Origin of the sequence: Nonomuraea sp. NPDC052116 (genome assembly GCF_040680035.1) — a bacterium.
GTDB lineage: Bacteria > Actinomycetota > Actinomycetes > Streptosporangiales > Streptosporangiaceae > Nonomuraea > Nonomuraea angiospora_A.
On the sequence record NZ_JBFAWA010000027.1, the window covers coordinates 81,737 to 94,047 of the forward strand.

At 69.6% G+C, this 12,311-nt stretch carries 10 protein-coding genes; 6 read left to right on the forward strand and 4 right to left on the reverse strand.

The features are described 5' to 3' along the window. Position 1: 1 nt before the first annotated feature. From secF to AB0L65_RS41225, 3 genes are all read left to right on the forward strand, one after another. Positions 2-997, forward strand: coding sequence for a protein translocase subunit SecF (gene secF / locus AB0L65_RS41215; RefSeq protein ID WP_350727177.1), 996 nt, complete (start codon positions 2-4; stop codon positions 995-997). A 121-nt stretch (positions 998-1,118) separates the two neighbouring features. After that, entirely contained in the window at positions 1,119-1,637 is a 519-nt protein-coding gene (locus AB0L65_RS41220) for an adenine phosphoribosyltransferase (protein ID WP_350727178.1), read from the forward strand. 187 nt (positions 1,638-1,824) lie between these two features. Further along, positions 1,825-4,014 (forward strand): bifunctional (p)ppGpp synthetase/guanosine-3',5'-bis(diphosphate) 3'-pyrophosphohydrolase, encoded by a 2,190-nt coding sequence (locus AB0L65_RS41225; RefSeq protein ID WP_355198457.1) that lies wholly within the window; start codon positions 1,825-1,827, stop codon positions 4,012-4,014. Positions 4,015-4,039: 25 nt separating this feature from the next. Here the strand turns inward: AB0L65_RS41225 and AB0L65_RS41230 are convergent, their stop codons facing one another. From AB0L65_RS41230 to AB0L65_RS41240, 3 genes are all read right to left on the reverse strand, one after another. Then, positions 4,040-5,131 (reverse strand): cupin domain-containing protein, encoded by a 1,092-nt coding sequence (locus tag AB0L65_RS41230; RefSeq protein ID WP_364257450.1) that lies wholly within the window; start codon positions 5,129-5,131, stop codon positions 4,040-4,042. 139 nt (positions 5,132-5,270) lie between these two features. After that, entirely contained in the window at positions 5,271-6,500 is a 1,230-nt protein-coding gene (locus AB0L65_RS41235; RefSeq protein WP_350727181.1) for a DUF349 domain-containing protein, read from the reverse strand. Positions 6,501-6,562: 62 nt separating this feature from the next. Next, positions 6,563-7,450 carry a peptidylprolyl isomerase gene (locus tag AB0L65_RS41240; RefSeq protein ID WP_364257453.1) on the reverse strand — a complete coding sequence of 296 codons (888 nt, stop codon included), beginning with the start codon at positions 7,448-7,450 and terminating at the stop codon, positions 6,563-6,565. Between the two features lie 138 nt (positions 7,451-7,588). Between AB0L65_RS41240 and AB0L65_RS41245 the strand changes: the two genes are divergently transcribed. The 3 genes from AB0L65_RS41245 to aspS are packed head-to-tail and all read left to right on the forward strand — an operon-like array spanning position 7,589 to position 11,273. After that, the gene (locus AB0L65_RS41245; RefSeq protein WP_357749722.1) at positions 7,589-8,269 is read left to right on the forward strand and encodes an MBL fold metallo-hydrolase; all 681 of its coding nucleotides are present in this window, start codon (positions 7,589-7,591) and stop codon (positions 8,267-8,269) included. Next, complete coding sequence (gene hisS / locus AB0L65_RS41250) at positions 8,269-9,525, forward strand: histidine--tRNA ligase (protein WP_364257457.1); 1,257 nt, start codon at positions 8,269-8,271, stop codon at positions 9,523-9,525. Before AB0L65_RS41245 ends, hisS begins: the two co-directional genes overlap by 1 nt. Beyond that, positions 9,522-11,273 (forward strand): aspartate--tRNA ligase, encoded by a 1,752-nt coding sequence (aspS, locus tag AB0L65_RS41255; RefSeq protein ID WP_364257460.1) that lies wholly within the window; start codon positions 9,522-9,524, stop codon positions 11,271-11,273. The genes hisS and aspS overlap by 4 nt, the downstream gene beginning before the upstream one ends. Before the next feature lie 54 nt (positions 11,274-11,327). Here the strand turns inward: aspS and AB0L65_RS41260 are convergent, their stop codons facing one another. Then, on the reverse strand, positions 11,328-12,230 hold the full coding sequence (locus tag AB0L65_RS41260) for a peptidylprolyl isomerase (protein WP_364257463.1): 903 nt from the start codon (positions 12,228-12,230) through the stop codon (positions 11,328-11,330). Positions 12,231-12,311: the final 81 nt, after the last annotated feature.

The window sequence follows — 12,311 nt, forward strand, 5'->3', positions numbered from 1 at the left end:
GATGGGACTGGCGCGTCGCCTCTACCGCGGCGAGATCAATGTCGACTTCGTCGGCCAATGGAGGCTCTGGTACAGCCTGTCGGGCATTCTGCTGCTCATCTCGATCGCGGGTCTGCTGATCAACGGGCTCAACCTGGGCGTGGAGTTCAGGGGCGGCACGGTCTTCTCGTTCAAGTCCGAGCAGGCCACCGTCCAGGAGGTCCGCGAGGCCGTCCTCGATCAGGGCGCGCACCAGGCGATCGTCCAGTCGGCCGGCACCGGCGGCTGGCGGGTGACCACCGAGAGCCTCCCGGAGAACACCAGGGAGCAGGTGCAGTCCCAGATCGCCAAGGACTTCAACACTCCGGTCGGGCAGGTCAGCGTGCAGGCCATCGGCCCGTCCTGGGGCGGTGAGGTCTCGCAGAAGGCCTGGATCGGCCTGGGCGTGTTCATGCTGGCGATCATCCTGTACCTGTCGATGGCGTTCGAGCCGAAGATGGCCATGTCGGCGATCGTCGCGCTCATCCACGACCTCGTCATCACGGCCGGCATCTACGCCTGGTCGGGCTTCGAGGTCACGCCGGCCACGCTGCTGGGCTTCCTGACCATCCTCGGTTATTCGCTCTACGACGCGGTCGTGGTGTTCGACATGATCAAGGAGGTCACGGCCAAGCTGGGGCACACGTCGAAGATGACGTACTCGATGGCGGCCAACAACGCGCTCAACCACACGCTGATCCGGTCGCTGAACACCTCGCTGGTCGCGATCCTGCCGGTGGCGGCGATCCTGTTCATCGGCACCACGCTGCTCGGCGCGGGCACGCTGAAGGACCTGTCGCTGGCGCTGTTCGTCGGCATGATCGTCGGTACGTACTCCTCGCTGTGCGTCGCCACGCCGCTGCTGGTGACGTTGAAGGAGCGGGAGCCGAAGTACCAGGCCATCGCCAGGAGGCTGGCCTCGACGGGAAGCGGCAAGGGGCCGAAGGGTTCCAAAAGCGCGGCCGTAGCCAAGGGATAGCAAGCACGCGTACGCCACGACGCCCTCGCCCTTCACGGGGTCGGGGGCGTCGTTGCGTGCGCGCGGGATGCGCCATCATGGAGCCCGGCACACCGCCGGTGCACGATTGCGAGGAGACGCCATGACCGAGCTGAGCACGATGATCCTGGACAGGATCAGGGACGTGCCCGACTACCCCAAGCCGGGCGTGATGTTCAAGGACATCACCCCGCTGCTGGGCGACCCGGTCGCCATGGCGGCCGTGGTGGACGAACTGGCCGGGCTCCACCAGGTGGACAAGATCGTGGGCATCGAGGCGCGCGGGTTCATCCTCGCGGCTCCGGTGGCGTACCGGGCGGGGGCGGGTTTCGTACCGGTACGGAAGAAGGGGAAACTGCCCGCCGAAACCCTCGAAGAGTCCTACGATCTGGAGTACGGCTCCGCGACCATCGAGGTCCACCGTGACGCCTTCACGCCCGGCGACCGGGTTCTCGTGGTCGACGACGTGCTGGCCACGGGCGGCACGGCGAGGGCGGCCGTGGAGTTGGTGAAGAGGGCCGGCGCCGAGGTCGTCGGCATCGCCGTGCTCATGGAACTGGCCTTTCTCAAGGGACGTGAGCGGGTGACGGGAGTGGACCTGCACTCCCTCGTGATCGTCTGAGCCCGACCCGCGACGGCCCAGGTTCGCCGCCTGGATACACTGGGGGATCTGGACTCGAACGTGAGGAGCCATTGCGTGAGGAGTCTGTGTGCCCCGTGATGTGGTCGCGCCCGACGTAACCGACTCCGGCAACGCCGAGGCGTCCGGCGTTCCTGCGGTGCGTCGAAGGCGATTTGGGGGTGGGGCCATGAATCCGGTGCTGGAGCCGTTGTTCCGCACGGTCCGCGCCACCCACCCCAAGGCCGACCTGCGCGTGATCGAGCGTGCCTACGACGTCGCCGCCTACCACCACCGCGACCAGAAGCGGAAGTCCGGCGACCCGTACATCACCCATCCGCTGGCCGTGGCCACGATCCTGGCCGAGCTCGGCACCGACGACGAGACCCTGTGCGCCGCGCTGCTCCACGACACGGTGGAGGACACCGCCTACAGCCTCGACGAGCTGCGCGGCGACTTCGGCGACACCATCGGGTCCCTGGTCGACGGCGTGACCAAGCTGGACAAGGTGAAGTTCGGCGACGCCGCGCAGGCCGAGACCGTGCGCAAGATGGTCGTCGCCATGTCGCGCGACATCCGCGTGCTGATCATCAAGCTCGCCGACCGGCTCCACAACATGCGCACCATGCGCTACCTCCCCGAGCACAAGCGCCACCAGAAGTCGCGCGAGACGCTGGAGATCTTCGCGCCGCTGGCCCACCGCCTGGGCATGAACACGATCAAGTGGGAGCTCGAGGACCTGGCCTTCGCCATGCTCTACCCCAAGCGCTACGACGAGATCGCGCGCATGGTGTCGGAGCGGGCGCCGCGCCGCGACCTGTTCCTGCAGGAGGTCATCGAGAAGGTCTCCGGCGACCTGCGCGAGGCCAAGATCCGCGCCGTCGTCAAGGGCCGGCCGAAGCACTACTACTCGGTCTACCAGAAGATGATCGCCCGCGACGTGGCCTTCGACGACATCTACGACCTGGTGGGCATCCGCGTCCTCGTCGACAGCGTGCGCGACTGCTACGCGGCGCTCGGCACCATCCACGCCCGGTGGAACCCGGTGCCGGGGCGGTTCAAGGACTACATAGCGATGCCCAAGTTCAACATGTACCAGTCGCTGCACACCACGGTGATCGGTCCCGAGGGCAAGCCGGTGGAGCTGCAGATCCGCACCCACGCGATGCACCACCGGGCCGAGTACGGCGTGGCCGCGCACTGGAAGTACAAGGAGGAGGTCGGCAGCCCCGGCCCCACCGGCAAGGTCAAGCCGGGCAGCGACATGGCCTGGCTGCGCCAGCTGCTCGACTGGCAGAAGGAGACCTCCGACCCGGGCGAGTTCCTGGAGTCGCTGCGGTTCGACCTGTCGGTGTCCGAGGTCTACGTGTTCACCCCGAAGGGGCAGGTCATCGCGCTGCCCGAGGGGGCCACGCCGGTCGACTTCGCGTACGCCGTGCACACCGAGGTGGGCCACCGCTGCATCGGCGCCCGGGTCAACGGGCGGCTGGTGCCGCTGGAGTCGCGGCTCGGCAACGGCGACACGGTCGAGATCTTCACCTCCAAGTCGCCGGACGCCGGGCCGTCGCGCGACTGGCTCAAGTTCGTCAAGTCGGGCCGGGCCCGCAACAAGATCCGGCAGTGGTTCTCCAAGGAGCGCCGCGAGACCGCGATCGAGGCGGGCAAGGAGGCCATCGGGCGGGCCATGCGCAAGCAGGGCCTGCCGCTGCAGCGGCTGATGTCCGGTGAGGCGCTGCTGGCGCTCGCCCGCGACCTGCGCTACCCCGACGTCTCCGCGCTCTACGCGGCCGTGGGGGAGGGGCACATCGCGGCGCAGGCCGTCGTGCAGAAGCTGGTGGCCTCGATCGGCGGCGTCGACAGCGCCGAGGAGGACATCGCCGAGACCTCGCTGCCCACCCGGCTGCGCGGCCGCCCCCGCGGTGGCGGCGCGGGCGTGGTCGTGGCGGGCGACGCCGACGTGTGGGTACGCCTGTCGAAGTGCTGCACCCCGGTGCCCGGTGACGAGATCGTCGGGTTCGTCACGAGGGGGCACGGGGTGTCGGTGCACCGCGGCGACTGCACCAACGTGCAGCAGCTCAAGGAGCAGCCCGACCGGCTCGTCGAGGTCAGCTGGTCGCCCAGCGACGACAGCGTGTTCCTGGTCGCGATCCAGGTGGAGGCGCTGGACCGGCCGCGCCTGCTGTCCGACGTCACGCGTACGCTCTCCGACCAGCACGTCAACATCCTGAGCGCGTCGGTCACGACGTCCCGGGACCGGGTGGCGATCAGCAAGTTCACGTTCGAGATGGGCGATCCCAAGCACCTGGGGCACGTGCTCAAGGCCGTGCGCAGCATCCAGGGCGTGTTCGACGTCTACCGCGTCAGCGGCGCCGGCAACTGACCGTTTCCGGGACCCCGGGAGCGGGTCAGCGGGGGCGGAGGTCGGGGAGGTTGACGACGATCGCCTCCTGGGTGCTGCGGGCGATGACGACCACGGCCTCCTGCGACGGGTCCGGATTCTCCTCGCGATGGGGCACGTACGGCGGCACGAAGATGTAGTCGCCGGGCTTGGTGTCCAGCCGCACCTCCCGCCCGTCCTCCAGGAACACGAACGACGGCGTGCCGCTGACCACGTAGATGGCCGTCTCCGAGGCCCCGTGGTGGTGGTCGGACGAGCGCGTGGCGGGCGCGACGTGGGTCTGGCCCATCCAGAGGCGGGCGGACCCGGCCGTGGCCCCGCTGATCGCCGCGAACCTGCGCATGCCGGAACTCTGCGCAGTCTCGTCCGAGAGCCCTCCTGAGGGCACGTGACGCAGCGGCTGGTGGAACGGGTCACCCTCGGCCCTGTAACCCTCCCAGAGACGCCCTCCAGCGCGTTCCAGGACGTCCGAGGCGACGGCGGCCAGCCGTGCCGAGTCGTCGACGGCGCCGAGCAGCGCCTCCGCCAGCACCGGGTCGTGGGCGCGCAGCTCGCGCAGCAGCCACTTGCCGCTCCCCTGCCACCTGCGCCCCAGCCCGAGCGCCATCCTGGCGGTCTCCTGCGCCACCTGCCACCGGATGAACGTCCGCTCGCCGGCGTCCGTGGCCCCCGAGAGGTCGTCCAGGAGGTCGGAGAGGGCATATCTGGCCCGTTCGGCCTGTGAGCTGGTCAGACCGCCCGGTCCGGCCGTCAGGCGCTCGCTCAGCGCCGCCTGGAGGTCGCTGGCCCGGCCGCTCGTCCGGTCGGTCAGCACCGCGCCCTCGGCGCACATGCGGGCCAGGCTCGGCTGGCGCCGGTCGAAGTCCTTGTCGAGGTAGGCGCGCAGACTGGTCTCGCTGTGCACGAACAGCTCCACGGGCCACTCGCGCCACCGCAGCGACTCGCGGTAGGGGGTGGGCAGGCCGTCGAGCACCACGACGACGTCGAGGTCGGAGGTGCTGGTGCGGCGCTCGGTGAGGGCGCTGCCGCCGACGAAGGCGTACAGGGCCCCCGGGAACATCTCCTCGACGAGGGCACGTGCGGCGCTGACGGGATCCATGCCCGCCAGCCTAGGTCTCAGCCCCTTCCGCCGCCGCCCCATTTCACGCACCGCCGCCACTCGCTCGCGCACGGTCGGCGCACGGTTGGCGGGGCCCGGTGGAGGCCGGAAGAGGCCTCCACGGGCATTTCCGCGGGGATCAGCTGAACTCGGCGAGCGTGCGCTCGGCCTCCTCCAGCCACGAGCGCCGGGCGATCAGCGCCTCCTCGGTCTCCTTGATGTCCTTGGCGCGACCGGCCGTCTGCGCCTTGGACAGCCGCTTCTCCAGCTGGTCGATCGAGGTGCGCAGCTGGTCGACGGTGCTCTGCGCGCGGGCCCGGGCCTCCGGGTTGGAGCGCTTCCACTCGGCGTCCTCGGCCTTGCGCACGGCCTCGTCCACCTTGCGCAGCCCGCCCTCGAGCCGGTCGCGCTGCTCGCGCGGCACCGGGCCGGCGGCCTCCCAGCGCTCCAGGATGTTCCGCAGCGCCGAGCGGGCCGTGCGCACGTCCGTGACCGGGAGGATCTTCTCGGCCTCGGCCAGCAGCACCTCCTTGACCTCCGCGTTGGCGGCCAGCGAGGCGTCGCGCTCGGCGAAGACGGCGGAACGGGCCTGGAAGAACTGGTCCTGCGCGCCCTTGAAGCGGGCCCACAGCTCGTCCTCGGCCTCGCGCGAGGCCCGACCGGCGCTCTTCCACTGCTGCATCAGCTCGCGGTAGATCGCCGCGGTCTGGCCCCAGTCGGTCGAGTCGGCCAGCGCCTCGGCCTCGGCGACGATGCGCTCCTTGGCCGCCCGCACGCCCTCGCGCTGCTCGTCGAGCCCCGCGAAGTACGTCTTGCGCCGCTTGGCGAACGCCGTACGGGCCGCCGAGAGCCGCTTCCACAGCGCGGCCTCGGTGACCCGGTCGATGCGGTCGGCGGCCTTCCACTCCTCGACGAGCTGGCGCAGCCGCTCGCCACCCGACTTCCAGTGGGTGGTCTCGTCCGCGATGCGCTCGGCCTCGGCGACGATGCGCTCCTTGACCGACCTGGCCTCGGCGCGCGCGTGCTCGCGGGCCGCCTTGACCTCCTCGCGGCGCTGGGCGACCAGCTCCGTCAGGCCGTCGAGCCGGGCCGTCAGCGCGTCGAGGTCGCCGATGGCGTGGGCGTCGGCGACGGCCTCACGCAGCTTGGCGATGTTCGCCTCGGCCTGGGCAGGAGCCAGGTCGGTGCCCTTGACGCGCTGTTCCAGCAGCTGCACCTGACCGGCCAGCTCGTCGTACTTGCGATGGAAGTAGGCCAGTGCCTCTTCGGGTTCACCGGCCTGCCAGGAGCCGACGGCCCGCTCTCCCTCAGCCGTACGCACGTAGACGGTGCCGTCGTCGTCTACCCGGCCCCACGGGTCGGTGCTCACCGTGTCCTCCCGCACTTTCCATCAGACCCTTCGGGACTACTTCGTCCCTAGTTTGTATTACGTCAGCTCTTGCTGGCGATTGTCACGTCTTTGATTTCGACGGTTTGCTTCGGCGCCCCCGTCCCGTCGCCGGCGTCCCCGATGACGCCTGCTTTGTTCACCTTGTCCAGGATGTCGAGCCCCTTCGTGATCGTACCCACCGGCGTGTAATCCGGCGTGAGTCCGATGTCTCCGAAAACGAGGAAGAACTGGCTGCCCGTGCTGCCCGGCGCCTGGGTTTTGGCCATGGCCATCACGCCGCGCTTGTACTGGGCGCCCTGGAGGTTCTCCTCGGCCATGACGTAGCCGGGGCCGCCGGTGCCGTCCTGGCTCTTGCCGTCGGCCTTGGCCGACGGGTCGCCGCACTGCAGCATCGGGAACTGGGCGCTGCCGAGCCGGTGGCACTTGCTGCCGTCGTAGTACTTCTTCTTCGCCAGGAACTCCAGCGAGTTGGTCGTGCAGGGCGCCTTGGCGTTGTTCAGCTCGACGACGATGTCGCCCTGGTTGGTCTTGAGCGTCATCGTCTTGGTCGCCGGCGTGGTCTTGACCTTGGCCGGCGGCATGCCGACGTCCTTGACCTGGCCGCCTCCGGCGTCCTTGACGTAGTCGCACGTGCCCGTCGCCGCGTCGTACGGCTTGGGCCCCGCCGCGGCCGAAGCCGAGGCCGAGGCCGACGGCGCGGCGGTGTCGGCGGCCGACGCCGTGGGCGAGGAGGCCGCGTCGGTCCCCGCGTCGTTGCCGCCCAGCAGCGCGACCGCGGCGACGATGCCGCCGATCACGATCACGACGCCCACCGAGGAGCCGATGATCGCCGTGCGCTTGGCCTTCTGCTCGCGTTCGACCCGGCGATGCATCTGCCGCTCGTAGTGCTCACGAGCGAGCTGCCTCTGCCGGTCCTTCCCCGTGGCCACCGCTTTGCCTCCCATAGTCAATCAACTGAGGTGGGCGAATCGTATCGGCCAACGGGTAATGATTCGCAGCCCGGCGACCCGCACCGGTACCCTTCGGTTACATTCCCATTGGCTTTTCGACGAGATCACCTGAGGCAGATGCTCATCGCCGGCTTCCCCGCAGGGGCCTTCCAGACCAATTGTTACGTTGTCGCGCCCGCGGCCGGCGAGGAATGCGTGATCGTCGATCCAGGTCAGGACGCGACCGAGGGCGTCGACGAGCTGCTGCGCGAGCACCGGCTCAAGCCGGTCGCGGTCCTGCTCACCCACGGCCACCTCGACCACGTCTGGTCGGTGGCCCCGGTCTGCGGCGCGCGTGACGTCCCCGCGTGGATCCACCCCGACGACCGCCACCTGCTGAGCGACCCGGCCGCCGGCTGGTCGGGCACGAGCGCCTCGATGTTCGGCGGGCTGACGCTGAGCGAGCCCGACGACGTGCGCGAGCTGTCCGACGGGGCCGTGCTGGAGCTGGCGGGCCTCGAGCTCGTGGTCGACCACACACCCGGCCATACCAGGGGGTCGGTGAGCTTCCGGCTGCCCGGCGACGAGATCATGTTCTCGGGCGACCTGCTGTTCGCCGGCTCCATCGGCCGCACCGACCTGCCCGGCGGTGACTACGCGACCATTTTGCGCAGCCTGGCTGCCAAGTGCCTGACGCTGCCTGACGATACGGTCGTCCTGCCGGGCCACGGACCACAGACGACGATCGGCCGCGAGCGCGCTACCAACCCATACTTGAAGGAAGCGGCGCCGCAGTCCGGTCCCACACGAGGGATCTAATGAGCTTCCAAGCACCAAAAGGTGTCAAAGAGTACGTCCCACCGCAAGCCTCGACGTTTTACGCGATTCGCGGAGCTTTCGCCGAGACGGCCAGGCGGGCCGGATACTCGTACCTGGAGACCGCGGTCTTCGAGGACACCCAGCTGTTCGCCCGTGGCGTCGGCGAGTCCACCGACGTCGTGAGCAAGGAGATGTACACCTTCACCGACCGCGGCGGCCGGTCGCTGACGCTGCGCCCGGAGTTCACCGCCGGCGTGCTGCGCGCGGTCCTGGAGTACGGCCTGCACCGCGGCCAGCTCCCGGTCAAGGTCTGGACCGACGGCCCGGTGTTCCGCGCGGAGGCGCCCCAGGAGGGCCGCTACCGGCAGTTCTACCAGCTCGACCTTGAGGCCATCGGCAGCGAGGACCCGGCCGTGGACGCCGAGACGATCGCGCTGGCCTGGCAGTGGTATACCGCGCTCGGCCTCACCCGGGTGCGGCTGCTGCTCAACTCGCTGGGCTGCAAGGAGTGCCGCCCGATCTACCGGGCCCGGCTGCAGGAGTTCCTGCGCGCGCTCGACCTCGACGAGGCCACCAGGGCCCGCATCGAGATCAATCCGTTGCGCGTGCTCGACGACCGGCGTCCGGAGGTGCGCGCCCAGCTCGAGGACGCGCCGCTCATCGGCGACCACCTCTGCGCCGACTGCGAGGCCTACCACGACCGGGTCAAGCAGCTCCTGGCCGACCTGGACATCCCGTGGGAGGACACGCCCAGGCTGGTGCGCGGGCTCGACTACTACACCCGCACCACCTTCGAGTTCGACCACCCGCTGCTGGGCGCGCAGTCCGGCATCGGCGGCGGCGGCCGCTACGACGGGCTCTCCGAGGCCATCGGCGGGCCGGCGCTGCCCGGCATCGGCTTCGGGCTGGGGCTCGACCGCACCGTCATCGCCCTGGAGCGGGAGGGCGTCGCGCTCGACACCCCGGCCCGCTGCGAGGTGTACGGTGTGGCGCTGGGCGACGAGGCGGCGCGGGCCATGTTCAAGCTCGTGAGCGAGCTGCGCGCGGCCGGTGTCGCCGCCGACATGTCCTTCGGCGGCAAGGGGCTCAAGGGTGCGATGAAGGGGGCCGATCGTTCCGGCGCCCGTTTCGCCCTGATCCTGGGCGAGCGTGACCTGGCGGCCAAGGCCGTGCAAGTGAAGGACCTGACCACCGCTGAGCAGACCGAGGTGCCCTTGGCCGAGGTCGTCGACGTTTTGAAAGGGAAACTGCAGTGATCCGCACGCACAAGGCCGGGTCGCTCCGCGAGGAGCACACCGGGCAGCAGGTGACGCTCGCAGGATGGGTGGCCCGCCGCCGTGACCACGGCGGCGTGGTCTTCATCGACCTGCGCGACGCCTCCGGCTCGGCGCAGGTGGTCTTCCGCGAGGAGGACCACGCCCACGACCTGCGCGCCGAATACTGCGTGAAGGTCGTCGGCCAGGTCAGGGTCCGCCCCGAGGGCAACGAGAACCCCGACCTGCCCACCGGCGCGATCGAGGTCGTGGCCGAGCAGGTCGAGGTGCTGAGCGAGTCCGCGCCGCTGCCCTTCCCGATCGAGGGCAACGTGGGGGTCTCGGAGGAGGCCCGGCTCAAGTACCGCTACCTCGACATCCGCCGCCAGCAGGTGGCCAACGCCATGCGCACTCGCTCCAAGGCCACCTACCTCGCCAACGAGGTGATGCACGAGCTGGGCTTCGTCTACGTCGAGACGCCGACCCTGACCCGCTCCACGCCCGAGGGCGCGCGCGACTTCCTGGTCCCGGTGCGCCTGCAGCCCGGCAACTGGTACGCCCTGCCCCAGTCGCCCCAGCTGTTCAAGCAGCTCCTCCAGGTCGCCGGCCTCGAGCGCTACTACCAGCTCGCCAAGTGCTACCGCGACGAGGACCTGCGGGCCGACCGGCAGCCGGAGTTCACGCAGATCGACGTCGAGATGTCCTTCGTGGACCAGGAGGACGTCATCGAGGTCGGCGAGACGCTGATCGGCCGGCTGTGGAAGGAGATCGCCGGCTACGAGCTGCCGACGCCGCTGCCGCGCATGACGTACGCCGACGCGATGGCCCGCTACGGCTCCGACAAGCCGGACCTGCGCTTCGGCCAGGAGCTGGTCGAGATGACCGGCTACTTCGCGGGCACGCCCTTCCGCGTCTTCCAGGCCGAGTACGTCGGCGCCGTGGTCATGCCGGGCGGCGCCTCGCAGACGCGCAAGGAGCTCGACGGCTGGCAGGACTGGGCGCGCAGCCGCGGCGCCAAGGGCCTGGCCTACGTGCTCGTCCAGGAGGACGGCACGCTGGGCGGCCCGGTCGCCAAGAACCTCACCGAGGAGGAGCTCTCCGGGCTCGCGGCCAAGGTCGGCGCCGAGCCGGGTGACGCGATCTTCTTCGCGGCCGGCCCGAAGCACTCCTCGCGCGACCTGCTCGGGGCGGCCCGCCTGGAGATCGGCCGCCGCTGCGGCCTGATCGACGAGTCGGCGTGGGCGTTCCTGTGGGTCGTCGACGCCCCCATGTTCGAGCCCGTGTACGACGAGGTGGGCCGCGAGATCGGCTGGACCGCGGTGCACCACCCGTTCACCGGGCCGAAGCCGGAGTGGGCCGACAACTTCCAGGACCACCCGGGCGAGGCGCTGGCGTACGCGTACGACATGGTCTGCAACGGCATGGAGATCGGCGGCGGCTCGATCCGTATCCACCGGGCCGAGATGCAGCAGCGCGTCTTCGACGTGCTGGGCATCTCCAAGGAGGAGGCGGAGAGCAAGTTCGGCTTCCTGCTGGAGGCGTTCAAGTACGGGCCCCCGCCGCACGGCGGCATCGCCTACGGCTGGGACCGCATCTGCATGCTGCTGTCCGGCGGCGACTCGATCCGTGACGTGATCGCGTTCCCGAAGACGGCCTCCGGCTTCGACCCGCTCACGGGCGCGCCCACGCCGATCACGGGCGAGCAGCGCAAGGAGGCGGGCGTCGACGCCAAGCCCAAGGCCGAGGTCTAGGCATGTGAGAACGGCGGGCACCGGAGCCGGTGCCCGCCGTTTTCGGTTGTCGCCCTACTTGAAGGTGATGTTCTTGATGATCACCGGGTTCTTGGGCGCCGTGGTGCCGCCGTCGCCGGTGATGTCGGCATCGTTGAGGAGCAGGTCCTTGCCGCTGGTGGCCAGCCCCTGCAGCATGTCCATGCCCTCGCTGACCACGCCGATCACGTTGTAGCCCGAGCCGATCTGGTTGTTCTCGTCCGACAGCGAGATGGCGAACTGGCTGTTGTTCTGGCCCATCGCGTCACCCGCCTGGGTCATGAACACCACGCCCTTCGACAGGGAGATGTCGGTGTTCTCGTCACCGAAGACGTACCCCGCGGTGCCCTGGCCGTCGGTCGGGTTCTTGCCGTCGGCCTTGGCCAGCGGGTCGCCGCACTGCAACAGGTGCACGCCGGACACGTCGGGCGTGACCAGGCGGTGGCACTTCATGTTGTCGTAGAACTTCTTCTTCGCCAGGAAGCTGAGCGAGTTGATCGAGCACGGCGCGACGTCGGTCATGAGATCGATGACGACGGTGCCGCGGTTGGTGACGATCGTCATCTTCTTCAGCTTCATGTTGGGCTTCTTGCCCGGCAGCCCGACGAACTTGTTCGGCACCCCCGTCTCCCGCTTGTAGGTGCAGGTGACCGGGCCGGTCTTGGCCGATGGGGTGGCCGACGGCTCCGTGGAGGCGGAAGCGGAAGCGGAGGCGGAAGGGCTGCTCTCCGCCGAGGCCTTGCCGGGTTCCTTGTTGACCAGTGTGGTCGCGGCGAAGATGCCGCCCGCGACCACGACGACGGCCACGCCCGCGCCGATGAAGGTGTTCCGCCGTGACTTGGTGGTCTGGGCGGCGGCGCGCTTCGCCTGCCGTTCCTTGTGCTCCCGCGCCAGCTCGCTCTGGCGGTCTTCCTCGTTCTGGCGGTCGTCGCCGCTCACCGCTATGTCCTCTCACTTTGCCCGTGCATGACCAAACAACTCCGCGCATGCTACCGGCCTTCGATATGTGCCGGACGTAAG

What these genes read in the sequence shown, in the direction of transcription:
- AB0L65_RS41245 (WP_357749722.1), top strand. Translation starts at nt 7,589, where the DNA reads ATGCTCATCGCCGGCTTCCCCGCAGGGGCCTTCCAGACCAATTGTTAC.
- secF (WP_350727177.1), top strand. Translation starts at nt 2, where the DNA reads ATGGGACTGGCGCGTCGCCTCTACCGCGGCGAGATCAATGTCGACTTC.
- hisS (WP_364257457.1), top strand. Translation starts at nt 8,269, where the DNA reads ATGAGCTTCCAAGCACCAAAAGGTGTCAAAGAGTACGTCCCACCGCAA.
- AB0L65_RS41220 (WP_350727178.1), top strand. Translation starts at nt 1,119, where the DNA reads ATGACCGAGCTGAGCACGATGATCCTGGACAGGATCAGGGACGTGCCC.
- AB0L65_RS41230 (WP_364257450.1), bottom strand. Translation starts at nt 5,131, where the DNA reads ATGGATCCCGTCAGCGCCGCACGTGCCCTCGTCGAGGAGATGTTCCCG.
- AB0L65_RS41225 (WP_355198457.1), top strand. Translation starts at nt 1,825, where the DNA reads ATGAATCCGGTGCTGGAGCCGTTGTTCCGCACGGTCCGCGCCACCCAC.